The sequence below is a fragment of the Cognatishimia sp. MH4019 genome (assembly GCF_020177595.1).
In the GTDB taxonomy this organism is placed as follows: Bacteria; Pseudomonadota; Alphaproteobacteria; order Rhodobacterales; family Rhodobacteraceae; genus JAHTBL01.
Map to the genome: position 1 here is coordinate 1 of NZ_JAHTBL010000009.1, position 19,099 is coordinate 19,099.

Sequence of the window (19,099 nt, forward strand, 5' to 3'; positions counted from 1 at the left end):
TTCTCGCCGTGGCTCTTACGTGTTCCGGGTTTCTGTCTCATCTCCACTCCTTGGTGGTTACGATGTGCCAGAAACCCTCTCTTATCAAATCAACCTAAACTGTCCCATTGGTGCTGACGTCAGACAGATAGAACGAAACCAATCTTGGCAAACCATTCCGCCTTTTCGGTCACGAAACCGGAATAGACAATATGATCGCTTAAAGGTTCTTTGCCCTTTTCAAAACGCTCCGCATACTCATTTGCGATCTCATCTACGCCAGGCTCACCGAAATTGTGACCCGCTAAATGCAAGGTCCAGCGTGAGTTGTGGGCCACAAGGCAAGCTAGAACCTCAAGTGCGAAGATCGGGTCCTTGCCCATACTCCCAAAACCGAGCATTCCCAACTGAAACGAGCGCTCTTCCGCTGGAATGAAAGCAACTGGCTTCTCCGGGGGACGGATATTTTGGACGAAAACCGACCGTTGTCTGACAGAAGTATCATCTATCGGATGTTCAAAATAGATATCACGTATATGTGGGGCAATAAAGATGAGTTGGTCAATACGACGGTGCCGCATAAACACGGGAAAATGGGAAAACGCCTCATAGCTGTGACAACGCACAACGAAGCGTTTGTCCTTCGGAGCACACTTGCTAAACCAAATTGCATTGTGGCTGGCCCAGTCGCAGAAAAGAGCATCGCACCAATCTGTCAGTGCTTCAACAAGTTCTGGTTCAAGCGCTGCTGTTGCATCAAGCATCGCCTTTGATGAGTGACCAAAGCGCCCGATTCCGTACAGCGCCGCTTGGCTCAGAAACCCGGAGCCGTCTGGCATATCATCATTCACCCTCAGAGCATTGAACATACTGGAAGTATCAAACACACGCACCTCGGCACCCAGCACGCGCAACGCTTTGACCGGGCCGTCGATAAAGTTTTTGTTTCCAGTCAATACCAGAACGCGGGCTGGCTTATTGACGACTTGCACTGCTTGGTGTTTCTTTGGCCCTTTGGATGTTCGGCCAAAATATAGTTTCCCGAGGTAGCTGTCTCGAAATCGATCTGCATAACTGTCGCTCTGTTCCAAAAAATGGCGCATATACCTGAAGTCGGTAAGCAGCGGATTTCGGGAGTGGTAATGCCACGCGCCAGCTTGCAGGCAGCGCACTGTTTGCCATGATTGACGAACGGAAAATTGGCGCATCGCCTGCCGATAGTCAGGCCAGAAACTGAAGAAATTTATCCATCGTAAGGCGGTAACTGGGTGCCCTGCTTCAAGTGCGGCTTTACTCCGAGCTTTAGTTTTTTTTACAATCTTCCGAAGTAGTTTTCTTTTCATGTCCGCAGGAAACTTCATCAAGTATGTTCTTCGCCAGAAGAACTCCCTACCGCGTTGATGGACGACCCCTCGTCACGTTTCAGTGACAAAAATGAAGCCCAATGACTGCTACACATCTCTTGCAAACTACGTTCAGCTCTCCAACCTAGCACGGCTTCTGCCCTCGAAGGATCCGCCCAGCAAGATGCAACATCGCCAGCCCTGCGAGCCTGTTCAATGACCGAAACAGGCTTTCCAACGACGGCGTTCCATGCGTCAATCACCTGACGAACAGAGAAAGCCTCTCCGGTCCCCAAGTTCAAACAAGTTACTTGAGTAGCATTTGCTTGGGAAACATGACGGCAAGCCATCACATGCCCTTTTGCCAGATCTTCGACATGTATGTAGTCACGCATACCGGTTCCGTCTGGTGTATCAAAGTCAGTGCCGAATACTGTGGCCACTCCATTTGACCAATAAGCTTGAGCAAGTCTTGGAAACAGATTCCCCGGAATACCCATCGGCTGTTCTCCAATCAGGCCCGACGAATGCGCACCAACTGGATTAAAATACCTTAAGATCATCCCATGAAAGCGAGGATTAGCCTTTGTATGTTCCTGTATTAACCCTTCAATGACGAGCTTACTGCTCCCATAAGGGTTCGTAGGCTGAACGGGGTGATTTTCATCCACAGGCAAATATTGCGGCTCTCCATAAACCGTCGCTGAGCTAGAAAAAACTAAAGAGTTGCAGCCGTGGCGCTGCATCGTCGCCAGAATTGAAATAGCTCCTCCTACATTCACGTCATAGTATCCAACGGGGTCTTCGACGCTGTCGGGAACAGACTTCAGGCCTGCAAGCAGTATAACCGTATCGAAACGTGTCTTCCGAAAAGCTTCGTCAAGACGTGTTTGGTCACGCATGTCCGCTTCGACAACGTCAAAGGATCTGTTCGTAATCCGCTTAATCCGATCAATCGTCGATGGCGAACTGTTGCTGAAATCATCCAGGATCGTGATCGAGTACCCCGCTGCGGCGAGCGCTAGAGCGACATGACTGCCGATATAGCCTGCCCCACCAACCAATAGAATTTGTTTCGCATGGGTCATTCGATCTGAAGCACTTACGCAGTCACAGCCCTGCAGTTACTAGAGATGCATATAGTTTAAAAGCTATTTCCTACTCCTCCCGCCCCGTCCACATCTTCACCCCCGTCCGCACCGCGGCGCGTCCGATCATGTGCGCGGCGACTGGGGCCGTTAGCAACAGAAACAACACCAGCGCAATCAACAGGAACGTCACGCTCAGGTCCCAGAACCACATCGCGGCGCCAAGCATGACCAGGCCGGCCGACAATGTGCCCGCCTTTGTTGAGGCATGCATCCGGACCAAGACATCCGGCAAGCGAACCACGCCCATGGCGGCTATGACGGCGAAAAAGCTGCCCAGAAGCACCAGCACACCGATTGCATACTCCATCATGGCTCGGTCCCTCCGTTTTCGCTGATATCGCGGAATTCCTCTTCCAGGTCGGTCAGCTCCGTGTCGTCACGCCGCGCCAGACGGCGTTCGGCGAAGCGCGCGAGGGCGACCGTTGCCAGAAAGCCGATCAGCGCCAGCACGATGGCGACGTCCAGAAACGCGCGCTCGTCGGTGGCGATGGCGAAGAGACCGCAGAAAACCACAATCAGGATCGTCATCATGTCCAGCGCCACCACGCGGTCGGGCAATGTCGGGCCTTTCACCAGACGGTAAAAGCCCAAGACAAGCGCCACGGCCATGGTAATGAACCCGATGCTGAGGCTCAGGCTGAGAAACTCTGCTCCGCTCATGTCTCCAAGGCCTCCCGCACCCATTTCTCCATCGTGTTCTTCAACTGCGCGACCACGGCATCGGGATCATCGGCAAACATCGCATGCACAAACAGCGTCTTGCGGTCCTCGCTCACATCCAGGCTCAAAGTGCCGGGTGTCAGCGAGATCAGGTTGGTGACCAGCAAGATACCGGTGTCGCTCTTGATGTCCAAAGGCATTTCGATAATGCCCGGACGGCTCAGCTGCGTGGGTGTGATGACGTCCCACACAACCGCCAGCGACGACACGACCAGTTCGTAGTGAAACATCACCGCCAGACGCACCCAGTAATAGGCGCGCAGGAAATACGCGCTCGGGCCGCCCAGCAACGGTTGCAGCAGCCACAGCACCGCAAATCCCAGCACAAAGCCCACGGCCAGTGTCGTCAGCGTGAAGCTGCCCGCCAAAGCAGACCAACTGATCGCAAGGATGAGGTTCAGCAGAAACAGGTTCATGACTGCTCTCCTAACACAGCTTCGATATAGGCTGCAGGGTTCAACAACTGCTCAGCAGAGCGTTCGGCAAACTGCACGAAAGGCTCGGGGTAGAAGCCGATGATGATCGTGAGCGTGGCAAGAAACGCGATGGGCAGAAGGTAGAACCAGCGCTGTTCCGGCGTCAGGATGCTCAGCTTGGGTTCAAGATTATAGGGGTGCGGCTCCCAGAAGGCCTGCGCCCAAATCTTCGTCATCGAATAGATGGTCAGCAGGCCGACGAAAAGGGCCACACCCGCGATGAACCACATCTCGATATCAAGCGAGGCTTTCACGAGAATATACTTGGCCCAGAAGCCCGACAGCGGTGGGAAACCGGCCAGCGAAAAGGCCGGGATCAGGAACAAAACGCCCAGCAGCGGGGCTGATTTGTAAAGCCCGCCGATCTCTTTCAATTCGGTCGATCCGGTCAGCTTTTCGGCAACTCCTGCAATCAGGAACAGGTTCGCTTTTACGACGATATGGTGAACCAGATAGAAGACCGCGCCGACGATCGCCAAAGGCGTGAAGAGTGCCAGACCAAGGATCATGTAGCCGATCTGGCTGACGATATGAAACGACAGGATCTTGCGGAAATCGGTCTGCGCCGCCGCCCCCAAAACGCCTGTCACCATGGTGAACCCGGCAACCCACAAAAGGATCGTGTGGGTGTAGCCGATGTCGTGATCAAAAACCAAGGTGAACATCCGGATCAGCGCATAGACACCCACTTTCGTCAGCAAACCCGCGAAGACCGCAGAGACGCTGAAAGACGGGGTGTGATAGGCCGCTGGTAGCCAGAAAAATAGCGGGAAAACCGCTGCTTTGACGCCGAAGGCAATCATGAACATGATCGCGACGACCGTCAGAAGACCTTGGTTTTCAACCTCCTCCACCGCAAGCGCAAGATCGGCAAGATTGAGCGTGCCCGTCATGCCATAAAGCAGGCCGATACCCGACAGAAACAGGATTGTGGAGACGAGGTTCAGCGTCACATATTTGATTCCCCCGTCGATCTGCGCCTTCGATCCCCCAAGGATCAGCAGGCCAAAGGACGAGATCAGCATGACCTCGAACCAGACATAAAGATTGAACAAATCGCCCGTCAGGAACGCGCCACAGACGCCCGCTAGCAGTACTTGGAACAGCGCGTGATAGCCCAGATATTCCTTGCGGCGGTTGATCTCGGCCAGTGCGTAGACCGACACGGCGAGACCCGTGATCGCCGTGATAACCACCATCACCGCGCTCAGCAAATCCGCGACAAGCGTGATCCCGAAAGGCGCGGGCCAATTGCCCATTTGCCCAGCGACAACACCGGCCTGCAACACGTTCACCATCAGAACTGCGCTGGCAATCAGCAGCAGCGCACAGCCACCCACGCTGACCCACGCTCCGGCACGCTTCTCGCGCAGCAGAAACGCCAGAACAGCGGTCAGAAAGGGCAGAATAATCGGTAGACTTAGTACCCAACTCATTTGGCAGCGTCCTCGCGCGGCTCGGCGACCCGCATCTTGTCAGAATTGAGCGTGCCCAAAGTGGTAAACGCGCGGAACACCAGCACCAGCGCAAAGGCAAAAAGGCCAAATCCGATCACGATCGCCGTCAGCACCAAAGCTTGCGGCAACGCGTTCGCGGCCCCCTCGACCGGCGCATAGGCCCCCTCCTCGATCAGGGGCGGCAAGCCTTGGGTCAAACGGCCACCCACAAAAATTGTCAGGTTGGCCGCGTTTGAAATCAGGATCAGGCCAAAGATGAAGCGCAACACATTGCGCGCAAGCATCAGATAAACGGCGGCTGCGACCAACACACCGATGGCGAGGGCAAGAAGCGTCTCCATCAGATTTCCTCTTCCATCGCAAAGACCAGCGTCAGGATTGCGCCCAGCACGACCAGATAGACCCCAATGTCAAAGAAGAGGATTGTCGAGATCGGCAAGCCCTTGTCGTCGCCTTCCGCCCCGATGAAAAGCCACTGCCCTGTAAACGGTGCATCCCCGAAAAAGACCGAGAAAAGCCCAGACAGAAGCGAGATCGCCAGCCCCACCGCGGCGATGTTCTGCGGGCTGACACGCAGCGCCTGGCGCGCCTCGGACGTGCCGCAGGACACAGCGTAAAGCACGAAACCCGTCGCGCCGACCAAGCCGCCGATAAAGCCGCCCCCCGGCTCGTTATGGCCGCGCAGCAGCATGTAGATCGAGAACACAAGCAAGAGCGACGACAGATAGCGCGTCGCCACCTGAAGGATCAGCGAATTCATGGCGTATCCTCCTGAACATTCGTATCTTTATTGGCCATCCCACGACGATGCCGCACGGGCTGGGTGGTGCGCAAAAGCGCATACGCCGACAAGCCCGCGATCAAGACCACCGCGATCTCGCCAAATGTGTCCAACGCGCGGAAATCCACGAGGATCACGTTGACGATATTTCGGCCGAACGCATCCGGCCAAGCGGTCTCGTTGAAATATGTGGTCAGGCGCGGGTCAAACGGCGCTTCCAGTACCAGCAGGATCGTCATCGTCACGACCGCGCCCACGCCGATGGCCAACAGTGCATCCCACGGGCGATGGTCTGATTTGCCACGCTGATCCAGCAGCGGCAGGCGTAGCATGGCCACGGCGACCAAGACGACGATCAGCGTCTCGACCAGCAACTGCGTGATCGCCACATCCGGCGCGCCGTAGATGATGAAGATGATCGCAACCGCGATGCCCACAACGCCCAACGCCGCCACTGCCGTGATCCGCGAGCGCGTGGTCACCGTGACCAGCGTGCCTGCGATCAGCAGCGTGATCACTGTCCAATGTTTCGGGGCCAGTTCGCCTTCAAAGACCAGCGGCCAATGGAACGCTTCCTTGGCCCAAAGCGTACCGCCCACGCCCACCAGAAGTGTGGCGAAAATCACGAACATATATTGCCGCAAGACGCCCGATTGCAGGATGCGCGTCTGCCATGCGGCTGTCGCCTTGAGCCCATCAAGGATGTTGTCCCAGCCCTTGTCGAACTTCGGCGAGGCCTCGTTAACTTTGATCAGCGCAGGTCGCAGCGTCCGGTGGAACGCATAAAGCAGCCCGCCGATCACAAAGGTCGCAATCGACAGATAGAGCGCAAGGTTAACGCCCGCCCAGAGCTTCAGCTCTTTCGCCTCCTCCATCGACCCAAGGAACCCCTGGACCGTCGGGTTCACCAGATAGGTCTGCGCATAACCCGGCATCAGCCCGAAAAAGAGACCAAGCACCGCCAAAACCACCGGCCCTGTCAGCATCGGCCATGGGGCCTCGTGCGGGGTGTGGGGCATCTGCCCTTCCGCTTTGCTCCAGAACGGACGCAGCGCGACGATGCCAGCTACAGCCACCATCAGCGCATTCGCCGCCAGCGACATGCCCGCCACAAAGGTCAGATTTGTAAGGGTTTCTTCGGCGCCCTTATAAGCCAGCTCTTTCGCGATAAAACCCATGAACGGCGGAATGCCCGCCATGCTCAGCGCCGCCAAAGCCGCAGCGAACGCCGTCACGGGCATCGCTTTGCCCAGGCCACCAAGGATGTTCGCATCCCGCGTGCCGGTGCCGTGATCAATACAGCCCACCACCAGAAACAGCGCCGCCTTATAAAGCGAGTGCACAACCAAAAACGTCACAAACGCCGTGATCGCATAGCCCTCGGCCGAGCCCAGCAGCATGGTTAACGTGCCAAGCGCCATCAGCGTCGTATAGGCCAGCGCCTGCTTCAAATCCGTTTGCCGAAATGCAAGGATCGACGCAAAAACAGCCGTGACCGCGCCGAAAATGGTTAACGTCCACAGCCACAGCTCCGTCCCCGACAACCCCGGATGCAAGCGCGCCATCAGATAAACGCCGCCCTTCACCATCGTGGCCGAGTGCAGGAAGGCCGACACTGGCGTGGGGGCGGCCATCGCATTGGGCAACCAGAAGTGAAACGGCACCTGCGCCGATTTCGTGAACGCGCCCACAAGGATCAGGATCACGATGCCCACATACCAAGGATGCTCGCGGATCGCGTCGCCTTGCGCCAGAATCTCGGAGATCTCGAAGGTGCCGGCTGCGACACCCAACAGGATAAAGCCTGCTAGCAGCACCAGCGCACCGGCCCCTGTCAGCAACAAGGCCTGCAAGGCTGAGCGCCGCGATTTGGCTTCCTCATTGTTGAAACCGATCAGCAAATAGGACGTAATCGTGGTTAATTCCCAGAAGACGAACAAAGCAATCAGGTTATCCGCCAGAACCAGCCCCAGCATCGCCAGCATGAAACTGGTCAAATAAAGGGCAAAGCGATCATATTGCGGATGACCCGCCAGATAGCTGTTCGAATAGAGCATCACCGCCGTGCCGATTCCACTGATCAGCAGCGAAAATGTCAGGCTTAGACCATCGACAGTGAATGACAGCGCGATGTCCAGCGACGGCACCCAGTTCCACACAAGGCGAATGACCTCACCTTGGCTCACAGGGCCTAAAAACTGCAGGAAATAAGCGAAAAGTGCTGCGGCGATCAGGACAGGCACCCACCCTATAACGCCGTTTGAGGCCGATGCCCCGGGCTCAGATGCTGCCATTTTATCCCTCGTCCAGTCGTCACCTGACACAGGTCAGACGTATTCCAAATCTCAATCTAGGGTAAACACCCAGAATGTCGACAGCCGGGGCGCGTCCCACCCCCCGTGTGACACGCCCCGGCTGACGTCCGTCTCAGTATATCGTTCCGGATGACACACAGATAAGGCAAAGGTTTAATAGGAAAAGCCGACCAGATTAATAATTTTGATAGCTTTTTCCTATTGTATGGTAAATCCTACGCCCATGTCCGATCTCACCCTACGCCAACTCCGCTATCTCAGCGCCCTTGCCGACACTCGGCATTTCCGCAAAGCCGCCGAGCGGGAGGGGATCAGCCAGCCCTCCCTTTCCGTCCAGATCAGCAATCTTGAGGACACCCTCGCCCTGCGCCTCGTTGAACGCGGCCGTGGCCCCGTCACGCTGACCCCGGCAGGTCGCGAGGTTTTGCTCCGCGCCCAGGCGATCCTCGATGATGTCCAACGCCTGCGCGACACTTCCTCGACGCTCAAATCCGGTCTCTCCGGCACGCTCCGCCTCGGCGTCAGCCCCACCCTTGGCCCTTATCTGATGCCCTATGTCGTGGCCGAACTGCACCGCGCCTACCCGGACCTGTCGCTCTACATCCGCGAACATACCCCCGCCGATCTGCGCCACGAGCTGGAACGCGGCGGCCATGATATCCTGCTGACCCAGCTGCCCGTCACTGGCGCAGACCTCACCACCCGCCGCCTCTTCCGCGAACCGCTCTCGCTCGTTACCGCGTCGGATCATCCGCTCGCCGCCCGCGCCCAGATCACCGAAGCCGATCTGCAAGGGCAGGCGATCCTCTCCCTCGGCCCCGGCTACGCGTTGCACGACCAAATCGCCGGTCTGTGCGCTGACACCGGTGCCGAGTTGCAGCGCGATTACGAAGGCACCTCGCTCGACGCGCTCCGCCAGATGGTCGGCATGGGCATGGGCGCCACTTTCCTGCCTGCGCTCTATATTGCGTCTGAGATCCCCGACGCCGATCCCTCTCTTGCCATTCGCCCCATGAAACGCCCCGCCCTGCACCGCAGTGTCGGGCTGGTCTGGCGCAAACGCTCCGGCAATCTGACCGCATTCGACCGCATCGCTGACGCTATCACCCGCGTCGCCAAAGATCGCTTTACCCGCCTCATCGCCATCGAGACCGATTAACCTTAACGCGCGCCCGCCCTTTCGCTTTTTCAAAATATCCCCGCCGGAGGCTCCAAGATCAGCCTCGCAACCACCCATCCAAAAACTGAATACACTCCAACCCGGCCAAATGCCGAACCCGCTCCAACTCAGACGCCAAGCCGTCACAACGCGCCTTGCCCATTCGTACCCTAGCCTCTGGCCAAAACGCGCGCACCGCCAAAACATCCCCCTCCCGCTTTGCATCAATCCGCCCGATCAGCCGATCCCCTTGCATCACCGGAAAAACGTAATACCCAAACTTCCGCTTCACCTCAGGCACGAAAATCTCGATCCGGTAGTGAAACCCAAACAGTCGCTCCGCCCGCGCCCGGTCCCGCAACGCCGGATCAAATGGTGACAACAACCGCACCCGCGACGACGACGCTGGCAAACCACTCACCGCATCCAAGGCGGCCTCTGTCGTGAAACTGCGCCGCAACGCCCCATCTGCCATCTCGACAGCAACCTCGCAGATGCGCCCCTCCGCCAGAGTCCGCGTGCACCACGTCTTTGCTTCTTCACGCGTCACAATCTCATAAAATGCTGCCAACTCTCCGCTGGTCCCAAACCCGATCCGCTCCAACGCCGACGCCATCGCCCAATCGACAATCTCGGTATCCTCGCGCCGCGCATTCAGATATTCCGCCGGGATTACCCTCTCGGTCAGGTCGTAGTACTTCCGAAACCCCCGCCTATGACAGATCGCCAACGCCCCGGCCCGCCACAGATACTCCAGCGCGGTCTTTGACGGGTGCCAGTCCCACCAGCCCTGGGATCCTTTCGCCTCGTCCTGCCCCACATCCATCGAACACGCCGCGCCGTGATCGGCTACATGGCGCAGGACCGTGTCGATCTCGTCCTGCCACCCCTCGCGCCGGGCCGCAGGCCAACGCGCTTGCATCCGCGCCGCATCACGGGTGAATTTCAGCCGCCACATTGGATAGGCGGCCATCGGGATCACCGACGCGTCATGAGTCCAATGCTCAAAAGCCGTCCGCCGCTTGGCCACCAACGTCCCCAAAGCAGGCGGGCGATACTGTCCCCGTCGCGACCACAAGATCAGGTCATGCGCCCGGGCCAATGTGTTCACACTGTCCACCTGCACAAAGCCCAAACGCTCCAGCACGCCGTCCAGATCAGCCCCCCGACCGGACCCCGAACCGGGCCTCAGCAACAGATGCCGATCCAGAAATAGCCGCCGGGCCAGATCATTGCGCAACACAGGAACATTCATCGCGCCACGTTACTCCAACAACTCCCAAGCGCCAGCCCATTAACCTTAACGCGCGCCCCCGCCCTTTCGCTTTTTCAAAATATCCCCGCCGGAGGCTCCCGCGATCCACCAAGAGCCCAATCGCAGGGCTGACAAGCGCCCCCGTCACCCTATCTGCTTTCCCCATGACCGAGCAGCCCAAAGCGCAACCGCGCGCAATCCCAGCGACCCGTCTGTCGCGCTTTAATCAACTCGCCTCCATGACCGCCCGCGTGGGCGGCAGCATGGCCGGGGGCGCGCTGCAAGATCTAGCCCGCGGCCAGCGTCCCAACATGCGCAACCTGCTGCTGACCCCGTCCAATATGCGCCGCATCGCAGATGATCTGGCCAAGATGCGCGGCGCGGCGATGAAAATCGGCCAGCTTGTGTCCATGGACACCGGCGACGTGCTGCCACCGGAACTTGCCCAGATTTTCGCCCGCCTGCGCGCCGACGCCGATTTCATGCCCCCGGCCCAACTGAAAAAGGTGCTCAACGCCAATTGGCGCGACGGCTGGCTCAAAGCGTTCAAACGCTTCGACGTCCACCCTATTGCCGCCGCCTCCATCGGGCAGGTTCACCGCGCGCAGCTGAAAGATGGGCGCGATGTGGCCATCAAGGTGCAATATCCGGGCGTCGCCAAAAGCATCGACAGCGATGTTGCCAATGTCGGCGCGCTGATGAAAGTCTCTGGCCTGCTGCCCGCCGGGTTCGAGCTGAAACCCTACCTGACAGAGGCCCGCCGCCAGCTCCACGAGGAAACCGACTACGCGCTCGAAGGCCGCCAACTGCAAGCCTTCCGCGCCCATCTGGGCGACCACCCAGCCTTCACCCTGCCCCAGTTGCACGAAGACTGGACGACCGAAAACATCCTTACGATGTCTTATGTCTCTGGCATCGCCATTGAAGACGCGATGAGCGCGCCCCAAGACACCCGCAACCAGATCGCCGAGCGCTTGCTGCGTCTCATGCTGGATGAGCTGTTCACCTTCAACCTGATGCAGACCGACCCCAATTTCGCCAATTACCGCTACGCGCCAGACACCGGCAAAATCATCTTACTCGATTTCGGCGCCACCCGCGCCATCGACCCCAAACTGGCCGATCAATACCGCCGCCTGATGCGCGCGGGCTTTGCCGATAACAAGGACGCGCTCCACGCCATTGCGATGGAGGTCGGCTTTCTCTCCGAACAAACCGACCCGCGCCACGCGACCCGCATCCTGCGCATGATGCAACTGGTCTTTGCCGCCCTGTCAGAGCAGCCCATCTTCGACTTCACCCGCACCGATTTGTCGGACGCGATGAACGTCGAGGGTCGCGCCCTTGCCGAAGACGGGTTCGTTCCCCCGCCCCTGCCAATGGATGTCCTGTACCTGCAACGCAAATTCGGCGGCATGTTCCTGCTCTGCGCGCGTCTCAAAGCCCACGTGCCCGTGCGCGCCCTGATCGAAACCTACCTCTAACCCCGCCCCGGACCTCATCCGGGGCCTCGAACGACAAAGGTCCCGGATCGCGCCCGGGACGGGACACAAAAATCCGCACGCGCATCATAATGGATGCAAACCAGACACACTCCCCTGACCCAGTTAACCCTCCGACTCTCAAGCCTATTGTGACGGCAATAATCCGCCGAGTAGGGTCAACAACATGCCGGATAGCCCGAATATCCTCTTCATCGCTGTCGATGATCTGTTTGAATTTACCGCCTTCCGAAACTCGTTCGGCGTGGAAATCCAGACGCCCAACATGGACCGCCTTCTGGACAAGTCCGCGCATTTCGAGAACGCATTCGCGACCACGCCCGTCTGCAACCCGTCGCGCACCTCCTCACTTACCGGCAAATCCCCGTTTGAGACGAACGTCCATGACAATGTCGAGGCGTGGTATAACAACGTCCCCGTCGAGGAATCCCTGCCCGCCTGGCTGAAAGATGACGGCTATCACACCGCCTCTGCGGGCAAGGTGTTTCACGGCTACAAGCCCCAGCCTGACTGGGTCAATGATCGGGTCTTTTCGGAAGATGTGCCCGATATCCGCGACAGTTTCGATGGCAATGGCGGCGTCTCCAACGGCGGCGGCTGGAAAGCCAAAGGCTATACCGGCGCGGACGATCAGTTTTATGACCACAAGGTCGCCACATGGGGCGCCGAATTCCTCGACACCTATAACAGCGACGATCCGTTCATGTTGATGCTGGGGTTCAAACATCCGCACAACAACTTTGAAGCGCCCCAGCAATATTACGACCTTTATGACCTCGATCAGATCAAGGTCCCCGATGAGTGGGTCGCCGGTGACCTCTCCGATGCGCCCGCCTTCGCTCAACAGTTCATGCACAAGGGCCAGTTCTTTCCCGACAAGGACTTGGATGTCTGGAAAGGCACCGTAGAAGGCTACCTTGCCGCGATCAGCCATGCGGACGCGCAGGTCGGCCGCGTGCTGGACGCGCTCGAAGCCTCCAATCACGCCGACAATACCGCGATCCTGCTGCATTCCGACCACGGCTTCCAGCTGGGCAACAAGGACCACTTCGGCAAGTTCACCCTGTGGGAGGAAAGCGCCAAAGCGCCCCTGTTCCTGCACCTGCCCGGCATGACTGAAGGCAGCACGATCTCGACCCCGGTCAGCCTGATCGACATCATGCCAACCCTGCTTGATCTGGCTGGGGCCGACCCAGCCCCCCACGCCATTGGCAACAGCCTGCTGCCACTTCTCGACAGCGATTACGGCGAATTTGAAGGCGGCCCCGTCTTCACGCAGGTCTACGGCTCGCTCTCCATCCGCTCGGACGAGATGCGCTTTATCCGCTACGCCGACGGCTCTGAAGAGCTTTACGATACCTCCAACGACCCCGGCCAGCACACCAATCTGGCGACCGATCCAACCTATGCGCAGACCCTCGAAGACCTGCGCGCAGAGCTCTGGATCGAGGCCGAGACCTATAGCCTGATCACCAACGATGACGACACCACACTGACAGGAACGGACGGCACCGATGTGCTTATGGCGCAGCCCGAAACCGAAACCCTTGAGGGCGGCGCGGGCGATGATGTCTATTTTCTCTATGACAACACCGCCCAAGTGGTTGAGGCCGCAGAGGGCGGCCATGACACCGCCTATCTTGCGGGCATCGGCCCTATTGCGCTGCCCGACAATGTCGAGGACGGCTTTATCGGCGTGCTCACCGCGCCTGAGCGGATCAAGGTCATGGGCAATGATCTGTCGAACACCTTCTGGACCCAGGGAGCCTCGGTCGAGCTGCGCGCAGGGGCCGGCGATGACGTGGTGAACACAGACCAATGGTCCGGCAACCGGCTTTGGGGCGAGGATGGCAATGATGTCCTCAAAGGTGGCAATTGGAGCGACCGTCTGGATGGTGGCGATGGCAACGACACCCTGATCGGCGGGCGCGGCACGGACTTTCTCAAAGGCGGCGCAGGGGCGGACCAAATGGATGGCGGCGCGGGCTTCGACACTGTCGATTACAAAAGCGCCGACAGTGATATCTACGTGAACCTGCACATCGGGCGCGGTTATGGCGGCGACGCTCAAGGCGACCGGCTCAGCAATATCGAACGGGTCTGGGGCAGCAAATACGGCGATACGATTATGGGCGATCACGGCGTCAACACGCTGATCGGATACAACGGCGACGACTATATCAACGCCTTTTCGGGGGATGATGACCTCTATGGTGGAAACGGCAATGACATCATTTTGGGGGGTGACGGCAACGACGCCATCGACGGCGGCGCGGGGGATGACACGCTGGATGGCGGGCGCGGCAATGACCGTATCACCGGCGGCGAAGGCGGCGACCGGATCGACGGTGGCAATGGCATCGACGCGGCCGATTACTCCGCCTCCTCCGGCGACGTCTATGTGAACCTCAATATCGGGCGTGGCTGGGGCCATGACGCCGAAGGCGACCGTCTCAGCAATATCGAAGAGGTCGAAGGCTCTGCCTTCAATGACACGCTCATGGGCAGTGGCGGGGATGACATCCTGATCGGCGGCGCGGGGGATGACTATATCAACGCCTCCAACGGCGATGACATTCTGTCAGGCGGCGAAGGAGCCGACGCGCTGGTCGGCAGTTTCGGCAACGATACGATCACCTATCAAGACAGCGCCGAAGGCATCGTGGCCCAGCTTGGTCTGGGGCGCGGTTGGCAAGGCGAGGCCGAGGGCGACACCTATCACGGGATCGAGAATGTCGAAGGCTCCGCCCATGCGGATACCCTGATCGGCAATGCCGAGGACAACTACCTAAGCGGCGGCGCGGGCGATGACTATATCCATGGTGGCCACGGCGATGACCTGCTCGAAGGCGGCGCGGGAGCGGATGCGCTGGTCGGCGGCACTGGCCTAGACATCGTCGATTACAGCGCATCTGGCAGCGGCGTCACCGTCAACCTCACCGATCTGACCGCTGCGGGCGGCGATGCCGAGGGCGATACATTCTGGGCTGTCGAAGGCGTCGCCGGCTCCGATTATAACGACGATCTGACCGGGGCTGTGTCAAGCTCGGGCATTCTTGGCGGCGACGGGGACGACAAGATCACCATCGGGCGCAGCGACACGGCAATGGCAGGCGGACAAGGGGCCGACAGCTTTATCATCGACGCGAGCCAGCTTGGCGCCGACAGCTTCCTACACATCTTCGACTTCAACGCCGATCTCGACAGCCTCGTCTTCAAAGGCGCGGTCACGCTCACCAATCTGACCACAGATGCCGACGGTACCCGCATGGAGATCGCGGGCGAGGATGACATCATGGCGCTCCTGACACTCGATCAGGTGATGCTCACCGAAGATGATATCGTTTACGAGGACGAAGACGACCCCGATCTGGTCTTCTAAAGCTCCTTCAGGAAGCCTTCCATATCCGACTGTTGCGCCCGCCCGCCGCGGTTCTTGCCGCGATAGGTGCGCACGCGTTTGCGGCCTGTTTCCTCGTTCAGATCCGGTGCATAGGCGATGCCATTGGGGAAGATATTGTCCCGCAGATCCTCGGCCATTTTGATCGCGTGACCAAAGGGCGCGATATAATCAATGAACCAGATCTGATTGCCACAGGTCCATTTATCCAGACTGAAATCATAGTCCCCGGCCATATAGGCCGCGCCCTCTTCGGCGGTGAACAGTGCCCAGCTGACAAAGCCTACCGGGCGACCGCCCACATGGTAGATACGGAACTGATCGAAATGAATGGGCGGCAGGATCGACATGGCGAACTCTTGCAAGCTCAGCCTTTCATGGCGATCAGAGGCCAGAAACAGCTGAAACAGCTCCCCTTGCAACAGCGCAAGTTTCTTTTGAGGCATCTTGCGCAGCAGACCGTCATACGTCTGCGTATCGACCCGTCGCTGTGCCATCATTCCTCCCGAAAGGCGCGGTAGGCGGCATCAGTGATGGGCGAGAAAAAGTAATCAGCCAGCGTCCGCTCGCCTGCGATCAGGAACACATCCGCAGGCATGCCGGGCGACAGCGCGATATCCTGTGGCAAACCGGCCAAAGCTTCTTCCGCCACTTGCAAACGGGCCGAATAATATCGCTCCCCGGTCATCTCGTCCTGCAAGATGTCTGCCGAGACGTCCAGCACCACGCCTTCCAACCGGTCCACCTTGCGCGCCTTGAAGGCCGAGAGCTGAATCTTCGCCTCCGTCCCCGCGCCCACCAGATCAATATCCGTGGGATTCACCCGCGCCTCGACAATCAAGCTGTCATCATCGGGCACCACATCCATCAGCGGCGTGCCGGGCGCGATCACCGCACCAATCGTGTGCACTTGCGCGCCCAAAATCTTGCCGCTCACCGGCGCACGAATGACCGAACGTGCGCGCCGATCCGTCAATGTGCGCAGCTCTTGGCGCAGGTTCTCTGCCTGCGTTTCGGCTTCCTGCAACTCTGCTAAGAGCTGGCTCACCCGCTCGTTGCGCATCTGCGTGATCTCGACATCCTGATCCAGAATGGCCTGCTGGAGCTTGGCCACCGCCGCCTCCAAGGCCCCGATCTCGCCTTCCAGAACAGCCTCCGATTTGGCCAACTGCGCAACCTGCACATCCGAGGCAAAGCCGCGTTCCTGCAGCTTCTCCGCGCCTTCCAGCTCGATCTTCACCAGCTCGATCTGACGTTGCTTGGCGGCGATCTGCGCGCGTTGACCATCAATCTCCCGCGCGATCTGCATCTTGCGCGAGGCCGCCAATTCCGTGGCCGACGCAATGGAACGCGACAGGTTCTCAAGCACCGCCTCATTGGTGCGCACCACGTTTTCGACCGCTTCGGCGGTTACATCCAGCCCCTCCGCCAGCCCCGTAAAATCAGGCGTTTCGCCATCACGCTCCGCGCGCAGCCGCACGATCTGAGCACGTGCACCCAGAAGCTGGCTCTCATACGCCTCGATCTGTGCTTGCTCGGCCAAATCCTGCACGACCAGCAACGGCTCGTTCGCCGCAACGCTTTGCCCTTCGCGCACCAGAATGTCTGTGACCAAACCGCCTTCCAGATGCTGCACCGTCTTGCGTTCACCAGACAGGGCGATCTCTCCGGTAGCTATGGCAGCAGCGTTCAGCGGGGCCAGAAAGCTCCACCCGATGACGCCTACAAGCAACGGCACCAGCACAAACAGACCCCAGCGCAAGGGCCCCGCCCCCGCCCGCTCGGTCGCATAATCAAAGAGCCGCCAGCGGCCTTTTGCCTCCGTCTTGTCGCTCATTGCGCTTGCCTTTCCTGAGTCAAAGGCCGTGCCGCCGCGTTCTGTCCCGACAGCTTCGCCAGCACCGTCTTGGCCTCTTCAAACATCACCAACTCGCCCGCTTTAAGCACGGCGATATGATCCACATGATGGAGAAGTGCAGGCCGATGCGCGATCAACACCACCGTGATCGCCGCCTCGCGCGCATTGCGCAGGCATTGCACCAACGCCTGCTCGCCATCCGTGTCGAGGTTCGAGTTCGGCTCATCCAGCACCACGAATTTCGGCGCCCCGTAACAGCACCGCGCCAAGGCCACACGCTGGCGCTGCCCGGCTGAGAGGTTGACCCCCTGCTCGCCGATATCGGTCTGATATCCATCAGGCAGCGTCAGGATAAACTCGTGCACCTCGGCCATCTGCGCCGCAGCAATGACAGCCGTTTCATCCGGGTCTCCCGACATGCGCGCGATGTTTTCGGCCACCGTCCCGCTGAAAAGCTCAATGTCCTGCGGCAGATACCCCAAGGCCGTGCTCAGCTGGTCGATGGGCCACTGATCCAAAGCAGCACCATCCAGCAAAACCGCGCCGGATGTCGCAGGTTTCACACCCATCATCAGCCGCGCCAGCGTTGTCTTGCCACTGCCGCTTGGCCCGATCACCCCCAGCGCCTCACCCGGCTTAATCGCCAGATTGACGCCACGCAACTGCCAGCGTCCGGTGCGCGGATCCTGATAGGTCAGCTTATCGATCTGCACCGCGCCGACAGGATCAGGCAGCGCCATCCGGTCTTCCTCAGCCGCCTCTTCGGTCAGCACCGTATCCAGACGCTTGCGCGCTTTGCGCATCCCGACCCAGGCCTGATAAATCCCGACCGAGGCATCGAACGGCCCAAGCGCCTTGCCGGTCAGGATATTGACCGCAATAATCGCGCCCATCGACATCTCGCCGCGGATCACGAACCATGTGCCAATCGCAGTTATGACCACCTGAAGGCTCATGCGGAAGGTGCGGGTGAAATTACCCAAACCGGCGGTGATCGCCTGCGCGCTATAGCTGTATTCCAAATGCTCTGTATTGTGCCGTTTCCACCGCAGCGACGCGTTGCGGATCATGCCCATGGCGCTGACCACTTCGGCATTGCGCACCACCGTCTCAAGACCCTGCATCGACCGGATCTGCGCGTCACCTGCAGCTTCCAGCCGTTTGGCTGGCCAGCGCTGCGTCAGGATCGCAAGCACCAGCAAGAACAGGGCGGCCAGCGTCACCACAATCCCGATCGTCACATTGATGATGTAGAGCACCACGAAAAACAGGATCGCCCAAGGCGCGTCCAGCAACTGAAAGAAGGGAGGCGATGCAAAAAAGTTGCGCACCGTCGTCAGATCGCGCACCGGCTGCGTGCCAATCGTGGGCGTATAGACCGCCAGCGAAACCGAGCGCGCGACGATCTCTTCTGACAGCTTGTCATCCATCCAGCGCGAGATTTGCGTCAGCATCACCTGCCGGAAAAGCTGCAAAAGCCCCATCGCGATCACACAGCCGCCCACGATGATCGTCAGCATCAAAAGCGTGTCCAAAGATGCGCTCGACAGAACACGGTCAAAGACCTGCATCGTGTAAAGCGGCACCGCGAGGCTGAGCAAAGCAATCACGAAACTAAACGCAAGTGCGCCCGCGAAAAGCGGGCGACACTGTTTTAGGGCCTGCGTCAGCAGATCTGTTTCAGCCGCTTTCATCCCTCATCC

The 19,099-nt window shown here is 59.0% G+C and carries 16 protein-coding genes; 3 read left to right on the forward strand and 13 right to left on the reverse strand.

Annotated features, from left to right (window positions below):
* Nucleotides 1-119: 119 nt before the first annotated feature.
* The 9 genes from KUW67_RS14640 to KUW67_RS14680 form a co-directional block, all read right to left on the reverse strand.
* Nucleotides 120-1,340, reverse strand: coding sequence for a hypothetical protein (locus tag KUW67_RS14640; RefSeq protein WP_224826073.1), 1,221 nt, complete (start codon nucleotides 1,338-1,340; stop codon nucleotides 120-122).
* Nucleotides 1,340-2,410: a UDP-glucose 4-epimerase GalE gene (galE, locus tag KUW67_RS14645; protein ID WP_224826074.1), complete on the reverse strand. Its 1,071-nt coding sequence runs from the start codon at nucleotides 2,408-2,410 to the stop codon at nucleotides 1,340-1,342. The genes KUW67_RS14640 and galE overlap by 1 nt, the downstream gene beginning before the upstream one ends.
* 70 nt (nucleotides 2,411-2,480) lie before the next feature.
* A complete protein-coding gene (mnhG, locus tag KUW67_RS14650; RefSeq protein WP_224826075.1) occupies nucleotides 2,481-2,783 on the reverse strand; it encodes a monovalent cation/H(+) antiporter subunit G in 303 nt (100 codons plus the stop codon).
* Entirely contained in the window at nucleotides 2,780-3,133 is a 354-nt protein-coding gene (locus tag KUW67_RS14655; RefSeq protein WP_224826076.1) for a monovalent cation/H+ antiporter complex subunit F, read from the reverse strand. The genes mnhG and KUW67_RS14655 overlap by 4 nt, the downstream gene beginning before the upstream one ends.
* Nucleotides 3,130-3,609: a Na+/H+ antiporter subunit E gene (locus tag KUW67_RS14660; protein ID WP_224826077.1), complete on the reverse strand. Its 480-nt coding sequence runs from the start codon at nucleotides 3,607-3,609 to the stop codon at nucleotides 3,130-3,132. Before KUW67_RS14660 ends, KUW67_RS14655 begins: the two co-directional genes overlap by 4 nt.
* A complete protein-coding gene (locus KUW67_RS14665; protein WP_224826078.1) occupies nucleotides 3,606-5,105 on the reverse strand; it encodes a Na+/H+ antiporter subunit D in 1,500 nt (499 codons plus the stop codon). Before KUW67_RS14665 ends, KUW67_RS14660 begins: the two co-directional genes overlap by 4 nt.
* On the reverse strand, nucleotides 5,102-5,467 hold the full coding sequence (locus KUW67_RS14670; RefSeq protein WP_224826079.1) for a Na+/H+ antiporter subunit C: 366 nt from the start codon (nucleotides 5,465-5,467) through the stop codon (nucleotides 5,102-5,104). Before KUW67_RS14670 ends, KUW67_RS14665 begins: the two co-directional genes overlap by 4 nt.
* Nucleotides 5,467-5,886 (reverse strand): Na+/H+ antiporter subunit B, encoded by a 420-nt coding sequence (locus KUW67_RS14675; protein ID WP_224826080.1) that lies wholly within the window; start codon nucleotides 5,884-5,886, stop codon nucleotides 5,467-5,469. The genes KUW67_RS14670 and KUW67_RS14675 overlap by 1 nt, the downstream gene beginning before the upstream one ends.
* The gene (locus KUW67_RS14680) at nucleotides 5,883-8,201 is read right to left on the reverse strand and encodes a putative monovalent cation/H+ antiporter subunit A (protein ID WP_224826081.1); all 2,319 of its coding nucleotides are present in this window, start codon (nucleotides 8,199-8,201) and stop codon (nucleotides 5,883-5,885) included. Before KUW67_RS14680 ends, KUW67_RS14675 begins: the two co-directional genes overlap by 4 nt.
* A gap of 244 nt (nucleotides 8,202-8,445) precedes the next feature.
* On the opposite strand from KUW67_RS14680, the gene KUW67_RS14685 reads away from it, so the two are divergent.
* Nucleotides 8,446-9,381, forward strand: a complete 936-nt coding sequence (locus KUW67_RS14685; RefSeq protein ID WP_224826082.1) for a hydrogen peroxide-inducible genes activator — start codon at nucleotides 8,446-8,448, stop codon at nucleotides 9,379-9,381.
* 58 nt (nucleotides 9,382-9,439) lie between these two features.
* Here the strand turns inward: KUW67_RS14685 and KUW67_RS14690 are convergent, their stop codons facing one another.
* Complete coding sequence (locus KUW67_RS14690; RefSeq protein ID WP_224826083.1) at nucleotides 9,440-10,636, reverse strand: winged helix-turn-helix domain-containing protein; 1,197 nt, start codon at nucleotides 10,634-10,636, stop codon at nucleotides 9,440-9,442.
* Nucleotides 10,637-10,800: 164 nt separating this feature from the next.
* Between KUW67_RS14690 and KUW67_RS14695 the strand changes: the two genes are divergently transcribed.
* Nucleotides 10,801-12,120 (forward strand): AarF/ABC1/UbiB kinase family protein, encoded by a 1,320-nt coding sequence (locus KUW67_RS14695; protein ID WP_224826084.1) that lies wholly within the window; start codon nucleotides 10,801-10,803, stop codon nucleotides 12,118-12,120.
* Between the two features lie 184 nt (nucleotides 12,121-12,304).
* Complete coding sequence (locus KUW67_RS14700; RefSeq protein WP_224826085.1) at nucleotides 12,305-15,520, forward strand: sulfatase-like hydrolase/transferase; 3,216 nt, start codon at nucleotides 12,305-12,307, stop codon at nucleotides 15,518-15,520.
* Here KUW67_RS14700 and KUW67_RS14705 read toward each other — a convergent pair.
* The 3 genes from KUW67_RS14705 to KUW67_RS14715 are packed head-to-tail and all read right to left on the reverse strand — an operon-like array spanning nucleotide 15,517 to nucleotide 19,090.
* Nucleotides 15,517-16,035: a toxin-activating lysine-acyltransferase gene (locus KUW67_RS14705; RefSeq protein ID WP_224826086.1), complete on the reverse strand. Its 519-nt coding sequence runs from the start codon at nucleotides 16,033-16,035 to the stop codon at nucleotides 15,517-15,519. The genes KUW67_RS14700 and KUW67_RS14705 overlap by 4 nt on opposite strands.
* Complete coding sequence (locus tag KUW67_RS14710; protein WP_224826087.1) at nucleotides 16,035-17,375, reverse strand: HlyD family type I secretion periplasmic adaptor subunit; 1,341 nt, start codon at nucleotides 17,373-17,375, stop codon at nucleotides 16,035-16,037. The genes KUW67_RS14705 and KUW67_RS14710 overlap by 1 nt, the downstream gene beginning before the upstream one ends.
* Nucleotides 17,372-19,090, reverse strand: a complete 1,719-nt coding sequence (locus KUW67_RS14715) for a type I secretion system permease/ATPase (RefSeq protein WP_224826088.1) — start codon at nucleotides 19,088-19,090, stop codon at nucleotides 17,372-17,374. Before KUW67_RS14715 ends, KUW67_RS14710 begins: the two co-directional genes overlap by 4 nt.
* Between the last annotated feature and the right edge of the window lie 9 nt (nucleotides 19,091-19,099).

Coding starts and splice junctions, on each gene's coding strand:
- mnhG (WP_224826075.1), bottom strand. CDS start 2,783: ATGATGGAGTATGCAATCGGTGTGCTGGTGCTTCTGGGCAGCTTTTTC.
- KUW67_RS14640 (WP_224826073.1), bottom strand. CDS start 1,340: ATGAAGTTTCCTGCGGACATGAAAAGAAAACTACTTCGGAAGATTGTA.
- KUW67_RS14695 (WP_224826084.1), top strand. CDS start 10,801: ATGACCGAGCAGCCCAAAGCGCAACCGCGCGCAATCCCAGCGACCCGT.
- KUW67_RS14665 (WP_224826078.1), bottom strand. CDS start 5,105: ATGAGTTGGGTACTAAGTCTACCGATTATTCTGCCCTTTCTGACCGCT.
- KUW67_RS14680 (WP_224826081.1), bottom strand. CDS start 8,201: ATGGCAGCATCTGAGCCCGGGGCATCGGCCTCAAACGGCGTTATAGGG.
- KUW67_RS14690 (WP_224826083.1), bottom strand. CDS start 10,636: ATGAATGTTCCTGTGTTGCGCAATGATCTGGCCCGGCGGCTATTTCTG.
- KUW67_RS14655 (WP_224826076.1), bottom strand. CDS start 3,133: ATGAGCGGAGCAGAGTTTCTCAGCCTGAGCCTCAGCATCGGGTTCATT.
- KUW67_RS14670 (WP_224826079.1), bottom strand. CDS start 5,467: ATGGAGACGCTTCTTGCCCTCGCCATCGGTGTGTTGGTCGCAGCCGCC.
- galE (WP_224826074.1), bottom strand. CDS start 2,410: ATGACCCATGCGAAACAAATTCTATTGGTTGGTGGGGCAGGCTATATC.
- KUW67_RS14685 (WP_224826082.1), top strand. CDS start 8,446: ATGTCCGATCTCACCCTACGCCAACTCCGCTATCTCAGCGCCCTTGCC.
- KUW67_RS14715 (WP_224826088.1), bottom strand. CDS start 19,090: ATGAAAGCGGCTGAAACAGATCTGCTGACGCAGGCCCTAAAACAGTGT.
- KUW67_RS14675 (WP_224826080.1), bottom strand. CDS start 5,886: ATGAATTCGCTGATCCTTCAGGTGGCGACGCGCTATCTGTCGTCGCTC.
- KUW67_RS14710 (WP_224826087.1), bottom strand. CDS start 17,375: ATGAGCGACAAGACGGAGGCAAAAGGCCGCTGGCGGCTCTTTGATTAT.
- KUW67_RS14700 (WP_224826085.1), top strand. CDS start 12,305: ATGCCGGATAGCCCGAATATCCTCTTCATCGCTGTCGATGATCTGTTT.
- KUW67_RS14660 (WP_224826077.1), bottom strand. CDS start 3,609: ATGAACCTGTTTCTGCTGAACCTCATCCTTGCGATCAGTTGGTCTGCT.
- KUW67_RS14705 (WP_224826086.1), bottom strand. CDS start 16,035: ATGGCACAGCGACGGGTCGATACGCAGACGTATGACGGTCTGCTGCGC.